The organism is Xenorhabdus ishibashii (assembly GCF_002632755.1).
In the GTDB taxonomy this organism is placed as follows: Bacteria; Pseudomonadota; Gammaproteobacteria; order Enterobacterales; family Enterobacteriaceae; genus Xenorhabdus; species Xenorhabdus ishibashii.
Genome location: NZ_NJAK01000001.1, coordinates 2,079,534 through 2,105,656 on the forward strand (window position 1 = coordinate 2,079,534; position 26,123 = coordinate 2,105,656).

11 protein-coding genes are annotated in these 26,123 nt (G+C 45.0%); 2 read left to right on the forward strand and 9 right to left on the reverse strand.

Going from position 1 to position 26,123, the window contains the following annotated elements; genetic code table 11:
• Positions 1–35 precede the first annotated feature (35 nt).
• A complete protein-coding gene (locus Xish_RS09845; protein ID WP_099117716.1) occupies positions 36–338 on the reverse strand; it encodes a helix-turn-helix domain-containing protein in 303 nt (100 codons plus the stop codon).
• 2,360 nt (positions 339–2,698) lie between these two features.
• On the opposite strand from Xish_RS09845, the gene Xish_RS09855 reads away from it, so the two are divergent.
• Positions 2,699–18,349 carry a non-ribosomal peptide synthetase gene (locus Xish_RS09855; RefSeq protein WP_099117718.1) on the forward strand — a complete coding sequence of 5,217 codons (15,651 nt, stop codon included), beginning with the start codon at positions 2,699–2,701 and terminating at the stop codon, positions 18,347–18,349.
• A 175-nt stretch (positions 18,350–18,524) separates the two neighbouring features.
• On the opposite strand, the gene Xish_RS09860 is transcribed toward Xish_RS09855, so the two are convergent.
• Entirely contained in the window at positions 18,525–19,076 is a 552-nt protein-coding gene (locus Xish_RS09860) for a LysR family substrate-binding domain-containing protein (protein ID WP_099117719.1), read from the reverse strand.
• 144 nt (positions 19,077–19,220) lie between these two features.
• Here Xish_RS09860 and Xish_RS18580 point away from each other — a divergent pair, with 144 nt between their 5' ends.
• Positions 19,221–19,472 carry a hypothetical protein gene (locus Xish_RS18580; RefSeq protein ID WP_167383250.1) on the forward strand — a complete coding sequence of 84 codons (252 nt, stop codon included), beginning with the start codon at positions 19,221–19,223 and terminating at the stop codon, positions 19,470–19,472.
• 108 nt (positions 19,473–19,580) lie between these two features.
• Here Xish_RS18580 and Xish_RS09870 read toward each other — a convergent pair whose 3' ends face one another.
• The 7 genes from Xish_RS09870 to Xish_RS09900 form a co-directional block, all read right to left on the reverse strand.
• Positions 19,581–20,309 carry a thioesterase II family protein gene (locus Xish_RS09870; protein WP_099117721.1) on the reverse strand — a complete coding sequence of 243 codons (729 nt, stop codon included), beginning with the start codon at positions 20,307–20,309 and terminating at the stop codon, positions 19,581–19,583.
• Positions 20,302–21,213, reverse strand: coding sequence for a DMT family transporter (locus Xish_RS09875; protein WP_099117722.1), 912 nt, complete (start codon positions 21,211–21,213; stop codon positions 20,302–20,304). Before Xish_RS09875 ends, Xish_RS09870 begins: the two co-directional genes overlap by 8 nt.
• On the reverse strand, positions 21,203–21,889 hold the full coding sequence (locus tag Xish_RS09880) for an alanyl-tRNA editing protein (protein ID WP_099117723.1): 687 nt from the start codon (positions 21,887–21,889) through the stop codon (positions 21,203–21,205). Before Xish_RS09880 ends, Xish_RS09875 begins: the two co-directional genes overlap by 11 nt.
• Positions 21,890–21,901: 12 nt before the next feature.
• Positions 21,902–22,843, reverse strand: a complete 942-nt coding sequence (locus Xish_RS09885) for a chlorinating enzyme (protein ID WP_099117724.1) — start codon at positions 22,841–22,843, stop codon at positions 21,902–21,904.
• 28 nt (positions 22,844–22,871) lie between these two features.
• A complete protein-coding gene (locus Xish_RS09890; RefSeq protein ID WP_099117725.1) occupies positions 22,872–23,126 on the reverse strand; it encodes a phosphopantetheine-binding protein in 255 nt (84 codons plus the stop codon).
• Positions 23,127–23,130: 4 nt separating this feature from the next.
• Positions 23,131–24,660, reverse strand: coding sequence for an amino acid adenylation domain-containing protein (locus tag Xish_RS09895; protein ID WP_141553970.1), 1,530 nt, complete (start codon positions 24,658–24,660; stop codon positions 23,131–23,133).
• 627 nt (positions 24,661–25,287) lie between these two features.
• Complete coding sequence (locus tag Xish_RS09900; RefSeq protein WP_099116347.1) at positions 25,288–26,049, reverse strand: IS5 family transposase; 762 nt, start codon at positions 26,047–26,049, stop codon at positions 25,288–25,290.
• Positions 26,050–26,123 lie beyond the last annotated feature (74 nt).

A 26,123-nucleotide genomic window follows, 5' to 3' on the forward strand; every position in this document is an offset into this window, starting at 1 on the left:
CACAACAGGCTTCTGACGAATTCATCTTGCCTCATTTAACAGCCATTCTTGCCTATAATTGTCTCGGCAATGGGAATATATTGATCCGTAATTTTATTAACAGTATTTTCCTCTTTCTTGTCTGGTTTGCAATCCAGGAAAAACCATTCAATTGGTGTGCTAAATATATTAGCAATATCAACGAGATGAGTTAGATTGATCCGATTCACTCCTGTTTCGTAACGTGAAAGTTGCTGTTGACTGAGGCCAATTCTCTTTGCTAATGCTGTAGCAGTGATACCCAGTTCTTTCCTTTTGATCTGAATACGTTGTCCGACTAATGGGTTTGCATCTTTCATATCTTATCCTTTTTAATCATTAAATTATGACGTCATCAAGAAGAATTGCTGGAGCTTAGAATGAGTTCGATTTTGCTCTGCTAGTTGTTCGTAAAATAGGGTTTGCCTTGACGGAGCCACTGCCGTTCACGGTATGCCTATTTGTTATCACCTGATTTGCCGTTTCTGTTTTCTGATACTCATCTTGTTTCTGCCATCCCTGTTTTTATGGCTACCTCTGCATATTTTTCGTTTGAGTTACCGATGCAGCTTAAACAAATCCTCTATTCTAACCGCATGAAAAATAGCCAACATGTTCCTGGGCTTTATTTTATGGTATTTTTTATTTTTAAAAAAATTATTTTATTGATTTTTATTGGTTTTTAATTGATTAATTAATGTAAACATGCAAAAAGTGGTAAATTTTTACCTAATCTCATATTTATAGATATATTCCATTATTGTTGATGATCTTTGTGAGGTTACAAACTGAACAAAATATACCAAACTGTAAACATAATCCTACATAATTTAACCTAAGTCAAATTTCATTATATACTACAAATCATTATACTTAAGTAATTATAATATATGAATTTTTTTGTTATTCGCATATTTTGTTACGTCACAATAATATTAATGGTGAAAAAACGTTACTTGATGCCAGTCAAGTATTACCAGATTTTACAGAACTAATGTTTAAAAAACATTCCATATCCGAAATTTAATTCCACTTAACACCATCCATACAGATTATAAATCTAAACTAGACAGTTTGGTATAAAATGTTTTGTTTTTTAATAAAATCCTATCAATTTGGCTTATGTAAAATTATTTTAATGTTTTGGTGAATTATTTCAGGTGATCTACCATTTTTTCATTAAAAATATTATTTACTATTACCTTTTCCACTAAATAGACTTTAAATTCACCTAAAAATGAAGTTCACTCGCATTTTTGACTTTTTTGAAAACGGCAGCAGTATCCTTACGTGATACTGAGTGATATTTATCACTTATATAATAAAAACAATAGTATATATATTTTTCTTAGTAAGCGGTTTTCTTATCAAGTTGTATTCTAATTTTCTCCGATGGTTTAACTATAGAAAAAAACGGCATTGAAGGGTTTTTTCGGCATAGCGCATTAAAATTAGAAAAAATAACGATAGAAAACGTCATTAACATGCCAGACGAAATCATTGCACAAAAAGAAATTGTTCCTAATGTTGATATTCCAAAATGCCTGACACATAGGGGAACAAAAAAAGAATGCTAAGATTGTCGCAATTACTGCTGGGAATTGTAAAGTACCGAAATATCATTCAGCGATATGGAATTATTCAAGAATTACCGCTTCACTGACTACCAAAGCAGCGTTATATATTAGATTTATCACCTATGTTAATTCAAATAAATGCAAAAGCTCTTTATTTCATCAAAGGACTTTCGCTCCCTTCTTATTATAATCAATCAATAGTTTGAAGCTGATATTATCTTTAACACTGATATTATGTGATTTAAGAAAAAGATAATTCATCGCTGAAATAGCAAAAACTCCTCCTGCAACCGCCAAAATAGCATTGATACCACCATAAAACGATACCGGACAGAAAACAGCAAGTGCACGTTAGATGCCACTTATTGACTTTTCTGAATGGCGTAATGACTTATTTATCTTCATGTTTATCTTCATGTTTATCTTCGTGGTTCAGTTATCGCATTTCGTATCAGACCGGAAACATGAAAGTGAATCGATGGACTGATTTATGGAATAAAACCGAAAACAATCTAAAATTTGTCGATTCTTTTATTAAGCCCTGTACGAGAATTAATATTTATTTGAAATTATTTTAATGGAATTATTATTTATTTGAAATGGTTTTGTTTAGTCATTAACTATAATTAGCGTTTGGATTTACATTAGTTGTGTAATTTGATTATTATAAAATAAGTTGTTAAAGGCTATTTATAAACGTAAAAAATTATTTCATCTGAAATGATTTCATCTAAATACTAATACTAAATGGAAAAATACAGCAAGGACTTTGCATTCATGCCAGTAGATATATTCAATAGATCCATTTTTTATTTAGTTGTGGAATTTAGAACCGATTAATAAAAAATGGAATACCTTCTTCTGGTTCATCCAATGAACCATTTATTCCGCTGTCTGGAAAATTATTGTCACCTAATTTTAGGTTGTGCAGTTATTAACCGGACTATGACATCCAGCGCCTGAGAGAAAATATTGCCGAAGTATCTTTCGATGCTTGGCATGTCCGTTGTTATTTCTCCGAAAAGTAAAAGAAAAATATTTGTGACGGTTGCTGGGAATAACAGTTTTCAAATATCCAATAAATTCGTTGAGGTAGTAAGCAGATGAAAGACAGCATTACCAGAAAGGGAAATATCCTTGAAACTGGGTTAGTCAGCGTGTCATCAGAAAAGGTAAGTGATGACATATTTGCGCGAAAGTTTGATGGGTTATCGGAGGCTGAACGTACCCTGTTACTGGAGATCTGGAACGCCACGGAAACCCCATATCCTGACTATGTATGTATTCATCAGTTATTTGAACAACAAGCAGAGAAAACTCCGGCCGCCACTGCGTTAATCGCTGGGGAGCAGATCCTGAGCTATGGAGAACTGAACGCCAGAGCCAACGGGCTAGCTTATCAACTGGTTGAACAGGGGATTTGTCTGAATGACCATATAGCGATCCTGTTAGAACGCTCAGTGGAACTGGTAGTGGCTCAGTTAGCTATCCTTAAGGCTGGAGCGGTTTATGTCCCTGTCGATCCCAACGTACCGGATGAACGGAAAATCTGGTTGATAAACGATTGTGCTGCCAAATTGTTACTGACTGACAGGCAAACGGAGATCCCGTCTGAATTGGTTATTCCACGGCTCCGTCTTGCTTGTGAAGCAGAACCGATCAGGGAAGAAGAACATCGTAATCTTGATTTATCAAGTACCAGTGCCGAACCTGCGTATATTATGTACACCTCCGGTTCGACTGGTATACCAAAAGGGGTTATCGTGCCCCATCGGGCTGTCGTCCGGCTGGTTATCAATAATGGCTATGCTGACATCGAACCCAATGACCGGATTGCTTTCGCCGCTAATCCGGCTTTCGATGCCAGTACCTTCGAAATTTGGGCACCGTTGCTCAACGGTGCTGCGCTGGTCGTTATTGATCATACCACCTTGCTGACACCGCGAGATTTTGTCCAGGCATTACAGGTGCATCGTATTACGCTCTTGTGGATGAGTGTCGGGTTGTTTAACCGGTTGGCGGAGGAGCTATCTCCGGTGCTACCTCAACTCAAAATGCTACTGGTCGGGGGAGATGTCCTCGATCCGCATGTTATTGCTCAAGTGCTGGATAAGAATCCGCCACAAAAATTATTGAATGCCTACGGTCCGAGTGAGGGAACCACGTTTACCACAACCTACCTTATTCACACGTTAGCATCGGGTACGGCTTCTATTCCTATTGGGCGACCCATTGCCAATACACGGATTTATTTGCTGGATACTGATGGTCAACCGGTGCCATTAGGGATGAGCGGTGAGATTTATGTCGGGGGGGACGGGGTGGCCTGCGGTTATCTTAATCGCCCTGAACTGACTGCTGAACGCTTTCTCACCGATCCATTTAGCGATAAACCGAATGCACGTATGTACCGAACCGGAGATTTGGCTCGCTATCTGCCAGACGGCAATTTGGAATTTCTTGGCCGTAACGACCAGCAGGTGAAAATCCGCGGATTCCGAATTGAACCAGGGGAAATTGAAGCTCGGCTGGTGGAATATCCGGCGATACGTGAAGCTGTGGTGCTGGCGTTAGGCGAGGGGCAGGACAGACAACTGGTTGCCTATGTACTGACTCAGGAAAGTGACAGATTAGCCGCTCGCCTGCGTGAACACCTGAGTACGCGATTACCGGATTATATGATACCAGCGGCCTTTGTGCGTTTAGATGAATTTCCCTTGACACCGAATGGTAAATTGGATCGTCGGGCGTTGCCGGCACCGATGGAGGACGCCTTCGCCCGTCAGGTTTATGAAGCGCCGCTAGGAGAGATGGAGATTGTTCTGGCGACCCTTTGGAGCGAATTGCTGGGTATTGAGCGAATTAGCCGATATGACAGTTTCTTTGCGCTGGGTGGTCATTCTTTGCTTGGCATACGGATGATTGAACGCCTGCGCAGTCTGGGATTGACACTGGCCGCCCGTAATCTGTTCCAGTATCCGGTGCTGTCGGAACTGGCCCAGACATTGGAGCAACATCAGGCTGTAGTGATACCGCCGAATACCATTACCCCAGCAACTACTGCGCTGACACCGGCAATGTTGCCGCTGATTGATTTGTCCCAGTCTGAGATTGACCGTATTGTTGAACAGGTGCCGGATGGGATCGCTAATGTTCAGGATATCTATGCCCTGTCGCCGTTGCAGGACGGCATCTTGTTCCATCATCTGCTGGCGAAGGAGGGTGATCCCTATCTGCTGGCCTATCCGATGATTTTTGCTGATCGGGCGCTACTGGATCGTTATCTGGCGGCAGTACAAAAGGTGGTTGATCGCCATGATATCCTGCGGACTGCATTTATCTGGCAGGGATTATCTGCACCGGTGCAGGTGGTCTGGCGTCAAGCGCCTTTATCGGTCACTGAACTGACCTTGCATCCGGCTGATGGATCAGTGGGTGAGCAATTGGCTCACCGTTTTGACCCACGTCAGTATCGTTTTGATCTGAGTCAGGCGCCATTGTTGCGCTTTGTGATAGCGCAGGAAACCGATGGACGCTGGCATGTGCTGCAATTGCAGCATCATCTGATCGGCGACCATACGACAATGGAAGTGATGCATCGCGAAGTGCAGATGTGTCTTGCCGGACAGGATGACAATTTGCCGATACCGGTGCCTTTCCGCAATCTGGTGGCGCAGGCTCGGTTGAATGTCAATCAGGCAGAGCATACCCGCTTCTTTACCGACATGCTGGCTGACGTGGATGAGCCGACGCTGCCGTTTGGCCTAACCGAGGTACATCGTGATGGTTCGCAGGTCACACAATCGCACCGGATGTTATCGCCAGAGTTAAACGACCGCCTTCGTCAGCAGGCAAGACGGCTGGGCGTCAGTGTGGCAACCTTGTGTCATCTGGCTTGGGCGCAGGTGGTATCTCGAACCAGCGGACAGAATAAAGTGGTGTTTGGCACTGTACTGTTCGGACGCATGGCGGCGGGGGAAGGGGCTGATAGTGGAATGGGGTTATTTATCAACACATTGCCGCTGCGATTGGATATAGATGATACATCGGTGCACGACAGTGTACGATTGGCACAGTCCCGGCTGGCTGGATTGCTGGATTATGAGCATGCTTCACTGGCGCTGGCTCAACGTTGCAGTGGGGTAGCCGGCGGCACGTCACTATTTAGCGCCTTGTTGAATTACCGGCATAATGAGCAGCCGTTGATCCCACATGAGGCGATAGCGGGTATCGAATTCCTGGGTGAACAGGAGCGAACCAACTATCCGTTTGTGCTGTCGGTCGAGGACGGGGGTTCTACTCTGGGGCTGACTGCGCAGGTAGTACAACCGTTTGAGCCGGATCGGGTATGTGGTTATATGCAACAAGCGTTGGCAAGTCTGGCAGACGCGCTGGAGCGGGCACCGGAAACACCGGTACGGGCACTGAACATTTTGCCTGAAACGGAACGTACATTATTGCTGGAAACCTGGAACGCAACTGAAACACCGTATCCTGAACAGTTATGTATCCATCAGTTGATTGAACAACAGGTAGAAAAAACGCCTGACGCCCCAGCGTTAGTGTATGAAGGACAAACCCTTAGCTATGCCAAATTGAATGCTGATGCTAACCGACTGGCCCATCAATTGATAGCACAGGGAGTCAAGCCGGATCAGCGGGTAGCGATTTGCATGGCAAGCACACCGGCGCGGGTGGTGGGTTTGTTGGCGGTGTTGAAAGCCGGTGGTGCCTATGTGCCTCTGGAGCCAGCTTATTCGGGGGAACGTCTGACGCATATCCTGAATGATGCGGCGCCTTCAATAATATTGGCTGATGAGACCGGACAGGTAGCGTTGGGGGGCGAGGAAGCGCTTGTCGGGTTGACTTTGGTTGATCCGAACAGTCGGCTTGATCCGAATTCCTTACCTGATCAAACGGATAGCAATCCGCAGGTAGCGGAGCTGACTTCCCGTCATTTGGCCTATGTGATTTACACCTCTGGTTCTACCGGCGTGCCCAAAGGGGTGATGGTTGAACATCGTGGATTGGTCAATCTTATTCGGGATAAAATTGTCCAGTTTGGTATTCATTCCGGTAATCGCGTGTTGCAGTTCGCTTCATTTGGTTTCGATGCCAGTGTCTGGGAAACCATGATGGCGCTGGCTGGTGGAGCCTGTTTGGCCATTCCTGCCAACACGGTTCGTCAGGATCCGCACCGCCTCTGGCATTATCTGGAAGAACAAGCGGTGACGCACGCTTGTTTAACGCCGGCTCTGCTACGGGATGGGGCGGATTTACCGACGTTGACGATAAAACCGACCGTGATACTGGGTGGTGAAGCGCCCAGCCCGACGTTACTTCGGACATTGCACCGTCAGGCCACACTGTTCAATGCCTATGGTCCGACAGAAATTACCGTATGTGCCACCCACTGGCGTTGTCCGTTAAACTATACCGAGGCGTTAGCGCCTATTGGGCGTCCAACGGCGAATACCCGAATTTATCTGCTGGATGACTACGGTCAGCCAGTGCCATTGGGGGTAGTGGGAGAGCTGTATATTGGTGGTGTCGGCGTGACACGCGGCTATCTCAATCTCCCTGATCTGACTGATGAGCGTTTTCTGGTTGACCCGTTTAGTGATGCAATTGATGCGAGAATGTATCGCACCGGAGATTTGGTTCGCTACTTGCCAGATGGCAATCTGGTATTTGTTGGCCGTAACGATCAGCAGGTTAAAATCCGCGGATTTCGGATCGAACCGGCTGAAATCGAAGCTCGGTTGACAGAATATCCTGCGGTGCGCGAAGCGTGGGTACTGGCGCTGGATGACGGGCAAGATAAACGTTTGGTTGCCTACGTTGTCGCGGAAGAAGACAACGGATTGGCTGCCCGTTTGCGTGAGCATCTGAATGCTATTTTGCCTGATTATATGGTGCCGGCGGCTTTTGTGCGTCTGGACGCCTTCCCGCTGACACCAAACGGCAAATTGGATCGTCGGGCGTTACCGGCGCCGGAGCAGAATGCCTTTGCCCGTCAGGTTTACGCAGCACCACAAGGAGAGATAGAAACCGCATTGGCGTCTATCTGGAGTGAATTATTAGGCGTTGAGCAGATAAGCCGTTATGACAACTTCTTTGCGTTGGGTGGTCATTCACTGTTAGCGGTACGGGTCATGAATCGTATCGCCGCTTTCGGTGTTGAATTGCCGCTGGTTGCTTTATTTACGTCACCGTCACTCGCGGCCTTTGCGGAGAGGATTAGCGCCCAACGCAATGAGGGAAGGAATAAATTGTCTGAGATTATTCCCGTATCCCGTGCTAGTGCTTTACCACTGTCATTCGCCCAACAGCGTTTGTGGTTTCTGGCTCAGTTTGATGGCGTCAGTGATACCTATCATATTCCGTTGGCACTGCATTTGCATGGTCAGCTTAATATTGCCGCTTGGCAGCAGGCGTTAAATCGTCTGTTTGCCCGTCACGAAGCGCTGCGTTCAGTTTTTATCATGGCTGACGGTCAGCCTCAGGTTGAATTGTTGCCGGCGGGATCCGGCTTGCCGATGAAACAATACGATCTGCGTAGCGTGCCTGAAATAGATGAACAATTTAAGCTTCTGTGCGCACAGCAAGCAGAAACGCCGTTTGATCTTGCCCGTGGTCCCTTAATCCGTTGCGCGCTGATACAACGGACGGATAGGGATTACGTTTTCTTACTGACTCAGCATCACATTGTGTCTGATGGCTGGTCTTTTGGCATACTGAAATCAGAACTGAGCGCCCTTTATTCCGCTTGCTTGCATGAACAGCCTGATCCCTTGCCCTCGCTGGTTATTCAATATCCTGATTATGCTGTCTGGCAGCGTAAGGTATTTTCTGTTGAAGGATTGCGGGTGCAGAGTGATTACTGGCGCCGCACACTGGCTAATGCCCCGATATTGCTGGAATTGCCGACAGATCGCCCCCGTCCATCCCGACAATCATTTGCCGGCGGCCGAATACCTGTGCAGATTGATGCCGCGCTGATACAGGCCTTGAAACAGCTAGGACAACAACACGGCACTACATTATTTATGACATTGCTGGCCGCTTGGGCGGCATTATTGTCACGTCTGTCCGGTCAGGATGATCTGGTGATCGGTATACCAAGCGCCAACCGCAACCGGCGGGAGATCGAGCCGCTGATCGGATTCTTTGTCAATACTCTGGCATTGCGCATTGATTTGTCCGGTACACCGGATATGGTCACACTACTCCGGCGTGTACGGCAGACGATACTGGAAGCACAAGAGCATCAGGATCTGCCTTTCGAACAGGTGGTTGAGATCGTACAACCGCCGCGCAGACCAGAACATACCCCGTTATTTCAGGTGATGTTTGCCTGGCAGGAGAATGATACAGAAGAGTGGCAACTACCGGAATTAGCGGTGACGCCAGTCGTACAGGGATACGATATTGCTAAATTCGATCTGCAACTGGAATTGACGGAGAAGGCGGGTGAAGTTGTTGGGGAACTGAATTATTCTTCGGCTCTGTTCAACCCTGAAACGATTGAAAGACAGGTCGGTTATTTGCAGGCCCTATTGCGGGCAATGGTGAGTCATCCTCATCAACCAGTCACGACTATGGATATTTTGTCATCCACTGAGCGGACATTATTGCTGGAAACCTGGAATGCGGCCGTAGCGCCGTATCCTGAACAGTTGTGTGTTCATCAGTTGATTGAGCAACAGGTGGAGAGAACGCCGTATGCCATAGCAGTAAAGTATGAAAACCAGACACTCAACTATGCTGAATTAAATGCCCGCGCCAACCGATTAGCGCATCAACTGATTGCATTAGGGGTAGTACCCGACCAGCCGGTAGCCATTTGTGTGACACGCTCACCGGAGAGAATAGTGGGATTGCTGGCGGTGTTGAAAGCGGGTGGTGCTTATGTACCGTTGGATCCGGCTTATCCGGGTGAACGTCTGGCTTATTTGCTCACTGATGCTGCACCCACTATTTTGCTGGCGGATAGTATTGGACGGGCGGCACTGGGTGAAGAAGCACTGAAGATGTTCACTGTACTCGATCCAAATGCCCTGCCAGATCAGCCGGACAGTAACCCACAGGTTCCTGAACTCACCTCACGGCATCTGGCGTATGTGATCTACACTTCCGGATCTACCGGCAGACCGAAAGGGGTGATGATTGAACATCAGAGTGTGGTTAACCTGACGCTGGAACAAATTGCTCAGTTTGATGTTGGTGTCACCAGCCGGATGTTGCAGTTTGCCTCATTTGGCTTCGATGCCAGCGTCTGGGAAATCATGATGGCGTTGAGCAGTGGGGCTATGCTGGTTATTCCACCTGAAACAATCCGGCAAGATCTGCACCGTCTCTGGCATTTTCTGGAAGAACAGGGAATAACACTCGCCTGCATGACACCAGCCATGTTCCACGATGGCACCGGTTTGCCGGAAATAGCCATAAAACCCACATTAATGTTTGCAGGAGAAACACCGGCTACCGCCTTGTTTCAAACATTGTGCAGTAGGGCGGATTTGATCAATGCTTATGGCCCGACGGAAATCACCGTTTGCGCCACTATTTGGAATTGCCCGTCAGACTATACGGGGGGATTAATCCCCATCGGTAAACCGACAGTTAACAAACGTCTCTATCTGTTAGACAAACACGGTCAGCCGGTGCCGCTGGGCGCAGTAGGTGAGTTATATATTGGCGGTGTGGGTGTAGCCCGTGGCTATCTCAATCACCCTGAGCTTACTGCCGAACGTTTCCTGACGGATCCGTTTAGTGATGACATTGATGCCCGTATGTATCGCACTGGGGATTTAGCCCGTTACCTGCCGGATGGCAATTTGGTGTTTGCTGGTCGTAATGATCAACAGGTGAAAATCCGTGGTTTCCGTATTGAGCCGGGAGAAATTGAGGCGCACCTAACCGAACATCCATTGGTGAGTGAAGCGTTGGTACTGGCGTTGGGTGACGGTCAGGATAAGCGTTTGATCGCCTACATCGTGGCGGAAGAAGACCACGGATTAGCTGCCCGTTTGCGTGAACATCTGAGTACTATTTTACCTGACTATATGATACCGGCGGCTTTTGTGTGTATGGATACTTTTCCGTTGACGCCGAACGGAAAATTGGATCGCCAAGCGTTGCCGGCGCCTGATCAACATGCTTTTGCCCGTCAGGTTTACGAAGCGCCGCAAGGCGAAATTGAGCACGCGCTCGCCGCTATCTGGAGTGAATTGCTGGAGGTTGAGCAGATTAGCCGGCACGACAGTTTCTTTGCGCTGGGTGGTCACTCACTGCTTGCTGTGCGGATGATTGAACGTCTGCGGCGTATGGGGTTGGGCGTATCGGTTCAAACGCTATTCGAGCAGCCGACACTCAGTGTTTTGGCTCAGTCTCTGGCTCAACATTGTGAAATCAGAGTACCTGACAACGGCATTACACCGGATATGATTACGCTGACACCAGACATGTTGCCGTTGATTGATCTGACTCAGCCGGAGATTGACCGCATAGTGGAACAAGTTCCTGGCGGGATTGCCAACATTCAGGATATCTACGCCTTGTCACCGCTACAGGATGGCATTTTATTCCACCATTTGCTGGCAAACGAAGGCGATCCTTATCTTCTGATAACCCAACAGGCTTTTGCGGATCGGTCTTTGCTGGATCGTTACCTGACCGCGGTTCAACAGGTGGTTGACCGCCATGATATTCTGCGTACCGCTTTTATCTGGGAGGGATTATCCACTCCGGCTCAGGTAGTTTGTCGCCAAGTTCCCTTATCTATCACAGAATTGACACTTAATCCGGCTGACGGTTCGATCAGTGATCAACTGGCTCAACGTTTTGATCCACGCCAGTATCGTATTGACCTGAGTCAGGCTCCGTTGTTGCGCTTTGTTATTGCTCAGGATACTGATGGCCGCTGGATCCTGCTGCAACTACTGCATCACCTGATTGGCGACCATACCACATTGGAATTGATGAACAGTGAAGTGCGGGCGTATCTTACCGGACGAGGGAACAGCTTGCCGGTTTCGACACCTTTCCGTTATCTGGTGGCGCAGGCTCGGTTGGGCACCAGCCAGACGGAGCATACCCGTTTCTTTACCGATATGCTGGCGGCGGTAGACGAGCCGACGCTACCGTTCGGATTGACGGAAGTACACCATGATGGCTCGCAGGTGACGGAATCGCACAGAATGCTGACTCCTGCACTGAATAACCGTTTGCGTCATCAAGCCCGACGTTTGGGCGTCAGTGTGGCGGCACTGTGTCATTTGGCCTGGGCGCAAGTGTTGTCGCGTACCAGTGGTCAGAAACAAGTGGTATTTGGCACGGTGTTGTTCGGGCGTATGCAGGCTGGCGAAGGTGCCGACAATGGCATGGGATTGTTTATTAATACCCTGCCGTTACGGCTGGATATGGATGAAACGCCGGTGCAGGAGAGTGTACAGGCCGCCCACACCCGATTGGCTGGATTATTAGCGCATGAACATGCATCACTAGCACTGGCTCAACGTTGCAGCGGGGTAGCCAGTGGGACACCGTTGTTTAATGCGCTGCTGAATTACCGACACAATACACAACCGGTGACGCCGGATGAAATCATCAACGGAATTGAATTTCTGGGGGCACAGGAGCGAACCAACTATCCGTTTGTGTTATCGGTAGAGGATGGTGGTTCCGATTTGGGGCTGACTGCTCAGGTAGTGCAACCATTTGATCCCGAAAGGATATGTGATTATATGCAGCAGGCTCTGGAGAGCCTGACTGAGGCGCTTGAACAGGCGCCGGAAATGCCAGTACAGAGGTTGGAAATCCTGCCAGCCACTGAGCGCACATTGTTGCTGAAAACCTGGAATTCGACTGAAACAACCTATCCTGACCAACTGTGCATTCATCAATTGTTTGAGCAACAGGTGGAGAATGCACCGGATGCCACAGCGTTAGTATATGAAAACCAATCTCTTAGCTATGCGGAATTGAATATCCGTGCTAACCGGCTGGCGCATCAGCTTATCGCGCTGGGTGTCGTGCCGGATCAACGGGTGGCGATTTGCATGGCAAGTTCACCGGCACGGATAGTGGGGATGTTGGCAGTATTGAAAGCAGGGGGGGCTTACGTGCCGCTAGATCCCGCTTATCCGGGTGAGCGTTTGCACCATATTTTGACCGATGCTGCACCGGCTATTTTATTGGCAGATAATAGCGGACGCTCAGTATTAAATGAGCAAATACTTTCGCAGCAAGTTGTTCTTGATCCGAACTCATTACCTGATCAGCCAGATACCGATCAACCGGATCATAACCCACAAATCGCTGCATTGACCGCCCATCATCTGGCTTATGTGATTTATACCTCTGGCTCGACGGGGACGCCGAAAGGAGTGATGGTTGAACATTGCGGGTTGGTCAACCTTATTCGGGATAAAATCACTCAGTTCGCCATTCATTCCCATAGCCGGATGTTGCAATTCGCTTCATTTGGTTTCGATGCCAGTGTCTGGGAAATTATGATGACATTATGCGGTGGCGCCAGTCTGGCTATTCCTGACGATGCGGTTCGTCAGGATCCGCGCCGCCTGTGGCAGTATCTGGAAGAGCAATCGGTAACGCATGCTTGTCTGACACCTGCCCTGTTGCGGGATGGGGCTGATTTACCGGCGATGACCATCAAGCCAACACTAATACTGGGCGGTGAGGCTCCCTGTGTGGCCTTGCTTCAGGCACTGAGTGGCAGGGCAACGGTATTCAATGCCTATGGCCCGACAGAAATTACCGTTTGTGCCACTGCTTGGCGTTGTCCATCAAACTATCAGGGGGGATTCATTCCGATTGGACGCCCGACGGCCAACACCTGTGTTTATTTGCTGGATGCCCTCAGTCAGCCGGTGCCCTTGGGAGCAGTAGGTGAGCTGTATATTGGTGGTGCCGGTGTTGCACGTGGCTATCTCAATCGCCCTGAACTGACCAGTGAACGTTTCCTTGCTGATCCATTTAGTGGCGCAGCCAATGCACGTATGTATCGAACCGGAGATTTGGTTCGCTACTTGCCGGATGGCAATCTGGTATTTGTTGGCCGTAACGATCAGCAGATTAAAATCCGTGGTTTCCGGATTGAACCGGGGGAAATTGAAGTCCGGCTGACAGAACATTCTGCGGTACGTGAAGCACAAGTATTGGCAGTGGGTGATGGGCAGGAGAAACGTCTGGTTGCTTATGTAGTAGTAGAAACGGCAGAAGTAGTAGAAACGGCAGAAGCAGATGATGGATTGGTTAATCGTCTGCGTGAACATCTGAGCGCGTCATTGCCTGATTACATGGTGCCGGCGGCCTTTGTACGTCTGGACGCATTTCCGCTGACACCTAACGGCAAACTGGATCGTCGGGCGCTACCGATGCCAGGAGAAGAAGCCTTTGCCCGCCAGATTTACGCGGCACCACAAGGGGAAACGGAAACCGCCCTCGCCGCGATTTGGCATGACCTACTGGGCGTTGAGCAGATAAGCCGGTATGACAGTTTCTTTGCATTGGGTGGTCATTCATTGCTCGCGGTACGCATGGTCGAACGTTTGCGTAATCTGGGTTTTACACTGGCAATACGTGACCTGTTCCAATCTCCTGTATTGTCTGAACTTGCCCAAACTTTGAAACTGAATCAGGACGAATGTGTGCCTGCCAACGTCATTACGCCCGCAACGACGAAGCTGACACCGGAAATGTTACCGTTGATTGATCTCACTCAGCCTGAGATTGATCGCATTATCGAACAGGTTCCGGGCGGGATTACCAATATTCAGGATATCTATGCGTTGTCGCCGTTACAGGACGGCATTTTGTTCCACCATCTATTGGCAAACGAAGGTGACCCGTATTTGCTGGCGGGTCGAATGGCTTTTGCTGATCGTCCTTTGTTGGATTGTTATCTGGCTGCGGTTCAACAGGTCATTGATCGCCATGACATCCTGCGTACTGCTTTTATCTGGGAAGGATTATCTGTTCCTGCTCAGGTGGTTTGCCGTCAAGTGCGATTATCAGTGACTGAATTGACACTGGATCCTGCCGACGGATCAGTCAGCGACCAGTTAGCTCAACATTTCGATCCGCGCCAATATCGTATTGATTTGGGACAGGCGCCGTTGCTGCGTTTTGTCGTGGCACCGGAGAGCGATGGTCGCTGGATTGTACTGCAACTGATGCATCATTTGATTGGTGACCATACCGCGTTGGATGTGATGAGCAACGAAGTTCAGGCCTATCTTGATGGGCAGGAAAACGATTTACCTGCGCCGGCACCTTTCCGCAATCTGGTGGCGCAGGCGCGGCTGGGGGTAAGCCAGAAACAGCATATTCGCTTCTTTACCGACATGTTGGCTGAGGTGGATGAGCCTACGTTGCCGTTCGGATTGACAGAGGTTCATCATGATGGTTCGCAAATCACAGAATCGCACCAGATGTTGACCGCAGAGCTGAACGAACGTTTACGCAGTCAGGCACGGCGTCTGGGCGTTAGCCTGGCTGCCTTGTGTCATCTGGCCTGGGCGCAGGTGTTGTCGCGTACCAGCGGACAGGAACAAGTGGTATTCGGCACCGTATTGTTCGGGCGCATGGCAGCCGGTGAAGGTGCAGACAATGGCATGGGATTGTTTATCAATACCTTGCCGCTACGGCTGGATATAGATAATACACCGGTACAGGACAGTGTACAGGTGACACATCGCTGGCTGGCGGGATTGTTGGCACATGAGCATGCATCACTGGCGCTGGCTCAACGTTGCAGTGGAGTACAAGGCGGAACCCCACTGTTCAGTACCTTGCTGAACTATCGGCACAACGCATTGCCAACGGCTTCGAATGAAATCATGGATGGTGTTGAATTCCTTGGCGCACAGGAGCGAACCAATTATCCGTTTACGCTGTCAGTGGAAGATTTTGGTGAAGCGCTGGGTTTAACCGCGCAAATTGTCCAGCCATTTGATCCGGAGCGGGTCTGTGGTTATATGCAACGGGCGCTGGAAAGTTTGGTGGAAGCCCTTGAACAGGCTCCAGAAACGCCGGTGCGGATGCTGGAAATCCTGCCTGAGACAGAAAAAAATTTATTACTGAAAACCTGGAACGCAACTGAAACAGCATATCCTGACCAACTGTGCATTCATCAACTGTTCGAACAACAAGTGGAGAAAAACCCTGATGCCACGGCGTTGATCTATGAAGAACAAATTTTCAGTTATGCGGAGCTGAACGGCTATGCTAACCGGCTGGCTCACCAATTAATCGAACTGGGTGTGCAGCCTGATCAACGGGTGGCGATTTGTGTGAAACGTGCACCATCAAGGGTTGCGGGGCTATTGGCAGTCCTGAAAGCGGGTGGCGCTTACGTACCACTGGATCCCGCCTATCCGGCAGATCGTCTGGCGTATATGCTGGATGATGCCGCTCCGTTGGTGGTACTGGCGGATAATACCGGTCGTGCCGCACTGGGTGAAAAAGCACTGGCGAAATTAACCGTACTTGACCCGAATACCCTGCCTGACCAGCCAGACAACAATCCGCAGACTCCTGCGTTAACTTCACGGCATCTGGCCTATGTGATTTATACTTCTGGCTCGACCGGTATGCCGAAAGGGGTGATGGTTGAACATCGTGGGTTAGTCAACCTTATCCGAGATAAAATCAGCCAGTTTGACATTCATCCCCATAGCAGAATGTTGCAATTCGCCTCATTTGGTTTCGATGCCAGCGTCTGGGAAATCATGATGGCATTGTGTGGTGGTGCCACCTTGGATATTCCTGCCGATACGGTTCGTCAGGATCCGCGCCGCCTGTGGCAGTATCTGGAAGAACAGGCGGTGACTCATGCCTGCCTGACACCGGCTCTGTTGAGGGATGGGGCGGATTTACCGGAGATAAACCTAAAACCAACACTGATACTGGGTGGCGAAGCTCCCAGTGCGGCACTGCTCCAGTCACTGTGTGGCCGAGCCACGTTGTTCAATGCTTATGGCCCGACAGAAATCACGGTATGTGCCACCACTTGGCATTGTCCGGCAGATTATATCGATGTATTAACGCCTATTGGACGTCCGACGGCCAACACCTGTGTTTATCTGCTGGATGCCTGCGGCCAGCCGGTTCCATTGGGAGCGGTAGGGGAATTGTATATTGGTGGTGATGGTGTCGCGCGTGGCTATCTCAACCGTCCTGATCTGACCGCTGAACGTTTCTTGGTTGACCCATTTAATCAGACACCGGAAGCACGGATGTACCGAACCGGAGATTTAGCCCGTTACTTGCCGGATGGTGACCTGATATTTATTGGCCGTAACGATCAGCAAGTTAAAATCCGGGGATTCCGTATTGAACCGGGTGAGATCGAAGCTCGATTGATAGAATATCCGGCGGTGCGTGAAGCTATCGTACTGGCTCTGGGGGATGGGCAGGATAAACGCCTGATCGCTTATGTCGCGGCGGAAGAAGATAACGGATTGGCTGTTCGGTTGCGTGAACATCTGAGTGCTATTTTGCCTGATTATATGGTGCCGGCGGCTTTTGTACGTCTGGACGCATTTCCTCTAACCCCTAACGGTAAGCTGGATCGTCGGGCACTGCCGAACCCTGATCAGAATGCCTTTGCTCATCAAGCCTATGAAGCGCCACAGGGAGAGGTTGAGATCGCATTGGCTGCCATCTGGTGTGAGCTGCTGGAGATTGAGCAAATAGGCCGGTATGACAATTTCTTTGCCTTGGGTGGACACTCGCTGCTTGCTATGCGGATGATAAACCTTGCCGCCGGTCGTGGTTTGATGTGTACATTAAATAACCTATTCCAATGCCCTGTGCTGGCTGAACTGGCATCAAAAATCACATTAGATCCACTATCTCAGCCGCAAAGCAGTGCGATACCTGTGCGGCCATTTGGAACGGAACCGCCGCTATTCTTTGTGCCTAGCGGCATGGATGATTACTCCTATGTTTTTGGATTGGCTCAACATATTCAGTCCGGCTATCCGATTTATGCATTACCTTGGCCGTCTATCAATGAAGAGCAGATATCGACTATTGAAGCGCTGGCCGCCAAAATGATCACCTTTATGAAAGCGGTTCAACCGGAAGGCCGATACCGGATCTACGGTTACTCTTCTGGTGGTGTACTGGCTTATGCCATTGCCCAACAACTTTTGCATGCCGGTGAAACCGTCGATTTCCTGGGTTTGATTGATACGCCAGCCCCTCATTGTTTCAGGCGGCAGGTCATTCAACCAAAACTCCAATTTCTTGCTGAACTGGCAAAACAGTCGGGGGGAAAACATGAAGAGGAAATTGCGGTATTGCATCAGGGAATTGATAAACTGAATTTGGTGCAATTTATTGCCGCGGCGCAGGAACTGGAACTCTATCCGGCAAACCTGAGTCCTGACTTGATCGCAAAACGTTGGGAGCAGATGGTAAATTATATGCAAATGGTCAAGGAATATGAGCCACAAGCATTGGCGATAACGCTCCACCAATTTTATGCAAGAGAGTCTTATCCGCAGCTCCCTTTTGTTACGGAAGCCGAATTACCTTCCTTTAGTATGGAACCGTCGTTAGGCTGGAAGCAGGTCATGCCTGATTCTTTGCTCCAGCTAACATCTGTACCGGGCGACCACTTTAGCCTGATGGAGGATAGTAAAAATAAAACCATTTTGGCTAAAGCCCTAAGTATGGCGTTGGCAATGAATTGTGAAGCGGAGGAGGTGTTATGTCAGTGATATGGCAGAAATAGCAAGCGATTATTGACGGCGATATTGTCTGGTTAAAGATATTTATCTGGTAAGCCATAAAATCCCGCCCCGCTTTTTATTATTAAACCGATAAGAAGCGGGGCGGGTGTTCTTGGCATAATTTGACATTTAGTCATCACTGAGCAAAATTTCATTTTTGCAGTCACACTCCCTTCCTATTGAGTAAACTGTTTAAGCCATTAATGACTATTTCTTTGGTTTCATGCTTACGTATTGCCGCATAAACATCAATATTCAAGGATTGAGCAGCGACTTCATCTAATTCTCTGTAACAAAGTCCTTTTTGATTAAAAATACACATAGAGCGGGGCATTAATGCTATGCCTTTTCCTCTTGAAATACTGGAAAGCATGACCAGTGAGTCATCAGGTTCTTTACATCTTTTTAATAGGAAAGGTAATTGTTGAAAATAATTTTCACATTTATCGTAAAAAACGGGATTTGCATTTCTTGAAAACCAAAAAAGGGGGAGATCTGAAACATCTGTAAGAGACACTTTTTCTTTTAGACTACCAGGATGAGAGGACGGCATTGCCAGCAGAAGAGGTTCACGATAGAGCCAGTAAAATTGAAAATCATATTCATTATGTAGGCTCTGTTCTCCTATAATAACAAGATCCATTTTATCTTTTGAGAGAAAATGCAAGAGCTGGCTAGAGACCAGATGCTGTGTGTCAATTTCATCTCCTATCATAAGTACCTTAAAACTACCGTCACACTGTCTGCTTTGCTGATCGGCATTGTTCTTTTGAACTTAGGTATCAGAGCAGAATTATTATCCCGCACAGATATTCTGATAGCGATAGTTTTATGGGGAGTCGCAATTTCTGGGATTTTCGTGGGCTTACAAACCTGGGTGCTCCGTTTGGCTGGTGATAAAACATTTCCTGCATCTGCGGTGTATGTTTCGTTTTTTAACGGAGCAATCGGTATTGGTGCTTTATTGGGATCTTGGATGGTGTCCGCTTTATCACTTCATGCACTATTCATTACCGCAGGTGCGGCAATTGTTCTGTCCATACTGATTATTGCTATGATCCCTTCTAACAATTCCATCAGTAAAACATTTACGGAGAAAGCTGTATGTTAGGTTGATGAAATCTTAGCTAAGTAATCGATATCTTAGATCCTCAATTGAATTGTTCGCTTTAATAATAAAGCATTTTGATTATCGGCGGTCATTTTGGCCGCTAGCATTTTACCCTGATGGTTGACGATCAAATGCCACTTTATCAAGAAAATCCTTCATTATTTTGTATATCTGAGTCTCTTGTTCAGACAAAATAAAATGATCACCAGATACCTCAATAATATTAAATGTTTTTTGAGTACATTCCCGCCAACGTAAAGGAGGAATTGGCAATAATGGATCATTATTTCCATAAACCACTAAAATTGGAATATCGTTCAATGGAGAAGACAATTTTGCACTAATTGAATTAGCAACACATAAATCTGCTTTCAATACATTTAAAAAACTTTGTAACATTGCAGATTCTTCCCGTAACCATTCAGGAAGCTGACCTAATTTTGTAGTAAATTTTAGCAATTGTTGACGAGTAAATTCCCCAGTCTCTAAGGAGAATTTTCGACGACAATGTATAGGTTCATTAGAAATCACTACCAAGATAATGTTTCTTTTAGGTGATAGTTTACGGCAATATGCAGCCATTACATAGGCAATATATGCCCCTAAGCTATACCCAAATAAAACAATATCACCTTGAGTTGGGATTTGCGGTGCAAAATCCTCAATAACATGATCAGCACAATATAATAATGGTTCATGACGACGACGCCCCCGCCCAGGCATTTCAAGTTGAATAACGTTGAAATCATCAAAACAACGTTTGGCAAAATCCGAAAATATAGATGAATTACCGCCAGCATGATGAAACATCACTAATTGAGGACGTTGATTATTCATAATGCCTCCCTTCTGCAATACGCCCTAATAAAGCTGAAAGGACAATAATCGCTCCTCCTATACCTTTTAAAATACCAATAGATTCCCCCATCAGTATGATGGCAAACAGAGCCGCAAAAGCGGGTTCCAGAGACAAAATTAATCCTACTCGTGTCGGACTTGTTGTTTTGGCAGCATAAAGTTGCATGAGGAATGCAAAGGCAGTTGCCATCACACTTAAAAATAAAATGTATCCCCAGGCATTAAGAGAGATCGCAGGGATAAAGCGCAATGAAGTGGGTTCAATGGTTAAAACAAAAATGAACCCTAATAGAGCGACGGTGACCAACTCAATCAGAGTGATATTAATCAATGAATAGGATTCACATTCTGTTTGTTTACCAAACATGAAAATTTGGAAACCACGAATCAAAGCAGCAAGCAGGATTAGCACGTCTCCCTTATTAATTCCGAAATTACCCGTATTGGCAAAACTTAATATTCCTCCACCAACTAAAGACAAGATGCATGTACAGTAAATCAATTTACTTTGCTTACGTTTTCCAAACACACGTTCAAAGAACGGTACTATTACTACCGATAATGCAATAAGAAATCCGGCATTAGCCGCTGTCGTATATTTCACTCCTAACGTTTCCAGCGTCAAAATGGCATACAATAAACAACCAAATATTAAGCCGTTAACTAATTCCCCTTGAGTAATTTTACGCAAGCGTATTTGAGCACCAATAAGTATAAAAGGTACAGATAAAGCAAAACGAAGCATTAGAAACAGTGGCACAGTGATACCAGCTTGAATGATGAGCTGCATCAGGGAATAACTCGCCCCCCAAGACAGGGCAATAACCAGTAATCCCAAATCTAAAAGATATAGTCTTGTATTCGATAATCGATTATGAGGCATGATTTGACCTCAAAAAAATATGGCTGGCGTCATAGCTGATACGCAAAATCCCCTTTTTGACTTTGGCTGACTTAATCGAAAATTCATTGATTTTTTTAAGATTATCAACATGTGTACCAGCGCAAGAGGTAGGCTCGGTGTCTTCAATTAAACACAAACGGATGTTGCCTTCATACCAAGTCTTTACTTGCTTACCATCAGATAATTTAATGCTAATAGCTGCTTCAATATCCTGTAATGGTAATTGATGTAACGGTATGGTTTGGTTTCCTGTTGGAGAAAATTCTACTCGTGACTCTCCAGGAAAATGATGACCTTTAGTTGCTATCCAACCATATTGGCGCAATTCCCAGTCCAGTAAATGACCAGTAGTATGTAATGCTGCGTGAGAAATACGATCTGCGACCGAAACTTTGGATATCATTTTATCTCCTAGCGAACAGCGAAGAGGTAATTCAGGATATATAGCTACCTGACCGGTAGTAGGTTGTTTCCTGATCTGGACAGCTATATCATTCACCCACCCAATATCAGACGGCTGACCACCGCCTTGTGGATGAAAAATATTCTCTTTTAGAATAAACCAATTCCCCCAATCATCGGAACCACTCGCAATTATTTCGCTCGTGCAGAAAAAACAATATGTATCGTCCAGATAGCGCTGAATTTGTGTCATAAAAAATGCCTTTTATGATTGTGCCAATAATGGAGTAAACGGTTGTCCACGTAAGTTATGAGAAATGACCCGATTGTTATTATTACGATTTTTTCCTGATACGATCACACAACCAAATTTATCAAGAGGTATATTTCCACCATATTCGTAAACATGGTCAGTATTGGGATAGATATCAACATTACTGGGAGCATAACGGGCTACAAACCCCATACGGAAATTATCTTTAGTCATATTTGGATGAGAGGCATGCATCAATGTGGACCAGAAGATCACACACTGACCGGCTTTCATTTCTAGAGAAACTGCTTGTGTTTCATCGGGTTTCCAGTCTGGTTTAATTTGCAATTGTCGATAATCGTAACCAAAAAAACCACGATGAATGCCATCCTTAGTCAAACTATTGACAATATCGCTTTGATATTCCATTGATTTAGTTTCATCATAATTCATCTTGACATGAGTACCAGGAATGATTTGCAAACAACCATTTTCAATTGTGGCATCTGTAAATGCAGTCCAAACCGTTAATGTTCCTTTACCAAACTGTTCTTCTGTTTCTCCTGGCCATAAAATTTGAGGTTTACCACTGGCATTCGCGAAAGTATCAGCTTGATGCCAATCTGTCCCCTCATCTCCTGGATATTTTGGGAAAAACTCAGTTCTCCAGCATAAAACGTCATCTCCTAAAATACTCGAAACAGGGGTAACTATTTTAGGATGGATGATATGTTGACTAAGCAAGTTAAGATCTAAGTGGCGATCGTAGTTCGAAATATTAGTTACGGCCCCATATGAATCAGTAGGATATGCAGCATAACTACGATCAGGAAGTTGGCGGCGTACATCATTCCACACTTTATTCACTTCTTCTTGAGAATAAATGGTTAACGGACCAATAAATCCATTTTTATGAAAATTATTTAACTGCTCTTTATTAAGTTTAAAATACATAAAAAACCTCCTATTTTAAATTGATTATTTATATATAAGTAGCTTCAATAAATGTTTCATTCAGCGTGGCGTTAAAAAGCTTCTCCATAGACAAAATTAAACTAAATTCATTTTTTATTTTCTCATTTAATAAGATTGCTATCATGGAATGACCACCAACATCAATAAAATTATCATTAGATTTAACTGTTTTTTCTAGCATACTTTCCAATAAGGCAAGATATCTATCTAATGCCTTTAACTTAATATTGTTTTCATCAGTTAACATATTGGTATCTTTCATTTATTTACTCCAAATAATTTAAAATTAGTTTTTTATCAATTTTGCCATTAATCGTTTTAGGCATAGTTTCTATTTTTCTATAACGTAATGGTCTCATATATATTGGCAAGTTTTCTTTTGCTAAATTTGTTAAAGCTCCAATGGATTCTTTTGCTGGTGCGGAAGAAGTGAAAAAACAAATCAAATAATCACTACTAACTTCAGAATATGAAGCCATTACTGAAATATCATTTATTTTTTCATATCTAGCGAGAACAGATTCAATCTCTCCAATTTCAATTCTATAACCATTTATTTTAACTTGCTGATCACGTCGACCACAATAAACTAATTCACCTCGCTCGTTATAAGAGACTAAATCACCAGAACAATAATATCGACGCCAAATACCATTGATCTCTAACCAGATAAACTTATCTTTGCTCTTAGTCTCATCATTTAAATATCCTTTAGTTACTTGATTACCTGATAATAAAAGCTCACCACTTTCGGTAGTTACACTATCATTACTTATTGGACGGATGATATAATCGAATCCAGGTAATAAATATCCTATAGTGGATTCAAAATTTTCTAAATCATTTTCATTAACAACATGCCAACTGGCGTGAATTGTAGTTTCAGTAATACCATACATATTAACTAATTGAGGTGAGTTCAAACCAAACTGTTGATACCAATTTCTCAATGTTTGAAAGTTTAACCTCTCTCCTCCGAAGATAATAAAACGTAATGATAATTCTTCCATTCTGAATTCAGCAAGGGCCTGGGAATTAATAGAAAACGCTGTCGGAGTTTGATTTAGTAGAGTAACTTTTTCATCTTTAACTAATTTAGCCAACTTATATGGCGTTATTCGCGTCTCTTCATCTGGTATCACTAACCTGCCACCATATGCTAAAACAGACCAAATTTCCCATACTGAAAAATCAAATGCATAAGAATGATATAAAAGTGTAGTATCAGTCTCATTGAAACGATAAAAACATTCTGTTGCATTAAATAATGAGAGTAAGTTTTCGTGAGTAATTGGAACTCCCTTTGGGTAGCCAGTAGTTCCAGATGTATATATTATATACGCAATTTCTTGTGATAATGATTCGTCATACACCATAGATGTTGGTGTAGCATTAATCATAAAATTAATATTTTCTGTTCTACATCTATGATGTAAAATTGAACTATCATCATTGATGATTAAAACTGGACAGGCGTCATTAATAATTAAATGATTTCTTTCTTTAGGTGCTTTTTTATCAATTGGAATATATGCTGCCCCAACACATTGCACTGCGAATAAAGTAGCTATCAATTCTACAGAGTGAGAAAGTGCTACAGCGACTTTATCACCTGGTTTAACTCCTCTATTTCGCAATTCATTAGATATATTTATAATAAAATTTTGTAGTCCGTGGTAACTCAGTTCCCTTTGGTTTTCTTTAATTGCTATTTTTTTTGGATATTTTTTAGCAGCAATAAAAAATCGGCTTAACATCGTTTTTTTATTACATTCCATTGATAAAGACTCGATCACAGAAAATCTCCTATAGTAAAAACTGCTTTAACAAAGACCTGTAATTTTTTTTCACATTCATTATTAGTGACAATTAAAATATTATTTTTATAAGAATCAGAAATATGACATGCATATTAAATTTATTATTGTTCCATTTAACACAACAACACTAAAAGATAGCTCTTAAACAATTTATAAACCAGATCAAAAACGCGAAAATTTAAATTTTCGCTGGAAACATAAGAAGCAAAGATCCCAGTTACATAATCATTATGCTTCTGGAGATTTGTGTCTTTAATTGTGTTTGTCTTTAATTAAAATATCGCGAAACCTTTCAACATCAGTGATTTTACTAAAGCTTATTTAGCCAGCAATCCACGGATATGATTGAGCAGTTGCGTTTTTTTCTCTTACCACAAGTTGCCGCATTTTCAAAAGAGTTTGCTCATCTCGCTGTTCAAGGCTTTTTACTCTCACCGTACGTCTCGTACCATGCTGGCAGGTTTCAGCAATTGCCTGAGCATCGCTATAGTTATTCTTTTGCTTCTAAATCATTACATAGGACTTGCGATAATAGCCTTTGTCACCCTATAAATGCTCTGTCATCCCTTCCACTAGGGTCTGTTGATGTTTTAAGGTCATAATTCATTCAACCCACATGGGCAACCAGACAATGATAAACGCCAGAGCCAACATACTGGCGTAATTCCGTTCAAGCTTATCGTATCTTGTTGCTATTGCACGAAAATGTTTAACCCTAGCGAACGCATTCTCCACCAAATGACGATAACGATATAAACATTTATCAATCTGTTTATCCGATTTTCGGCTATTTTTCCGGTAGGGAATAATCGGTGTTGCTCCTTGCTGTTCAATATGATTTCTGAAAGCCTGACTGTCGTACCCTTTGTCAGCTATCACAAAGTCCGAAGGGGGCGATTGTTCGACTAAACTTTCAGCATGAACAATGTCATGCACTTGTCCCCCGGACAATTCAAAATGAACAGGCAAGCCATAACTATCGACGGCCAAATGAATTTTGGTTGAACGTCCACCACAACTTTTGCCAATCGCCTCATCATCATCTGAAGCCGCTCCGGCACTGTGCTGATGAGCACGGACGATACTCCCATCAATAAACAACCATTCCCTATCAGCAAACCCAGATAACCACTTGAAAATGAGCTGTAAAACCCCTTTCTTTGACCACGCATTGAAACGTTGAAAGACACTATTCCATTTGCCGAATTCTGGCGGTAAATCGCGCCAGGGAACGCTCGTTCTCATTCGGTAAAGAATGCCTTCAACGGTCAAACGGTGTTCAGGTTTGTGATAAATCCAACCCGCATGTTGCATTAACGCAGATAGCTTATTCCATTGGAGATCTGTTAACATAGTTCGCGGCATGATGGTGAGGTCTGGTTGTTTTTTGGCGAAAGTAATTATACCAAATCATCATGCTATCTAATAATCCCTCACAA

What these genes read in the sequence shown, in the direction of transcription:
- Xish_RS09845 (WP_099117716.1), bottom strand. Translation starts at nt 338, where the DNA reads ATGAAAGATGCAAACCCATTAGTCGGACAACGTATTCAGATCAAAAGG.
- Xish_RS09855 (WP_099117718.1), top strand. Translation starts at nt 2,699, where the DNA reads ATGAAAGACAGCATTACCAGAAAGGGAAATATCCTTGAAACTGGGTTA.
- Xish_RS09860 (WP_099117719.1), bottom strand. Translation starts at nt 19,076, where the DNA reads ATGATAGGAGATGAAATTGACACACAGCATCTGGTCTCTAGCCAGCTC.
- Xish_RS09870 (WP_099117721.1), bottom strand. Translation starts at nt 20,309, where the DNA reads ATGAATAATCAACGTCCTCAATTAGTGATGTTTCATCATGCTGGCGGT.
- Xish_RS09875 (WP_099117722.1), bottom strand. Translation starts at nt 21,213, where the DNA reads ATGCCTCATAATCGATTATCGAATACAAGACTATATCTTTTAGATTTG.
- Xish_RS09880 (WP_099117723.1), bottom strand. Translation starts at nt 21,889, where the DNA reads ATGACACAAATTCAGCGCTATCTGGACGATACATATTGTTTTTTCTGC.
- Xish_RS09885 (WP_099117724.1), bottom strand. Translation starts at nt 22,843, where the DNA reads ATGTATTTTAAACTTAATAAAGAGCAGTTAAATAATTTTCATAAAAAT.
- Xish_RS09890 (WP_099117725.1), bottom strand. Translation starts at nt 23,126, where the DNA reads ATGAAAGATACCAATATGTTAACTGATGAAAACAATATTAAGTTAAAG.
- Xish_RS09900 (WP_099116347.1), bottom strand. Translation starts at nt 26,049, where the DNA reads ATGCCGCGAACTATGTTAACAGATCTCCAATGGAATAAGCTATCTGCG.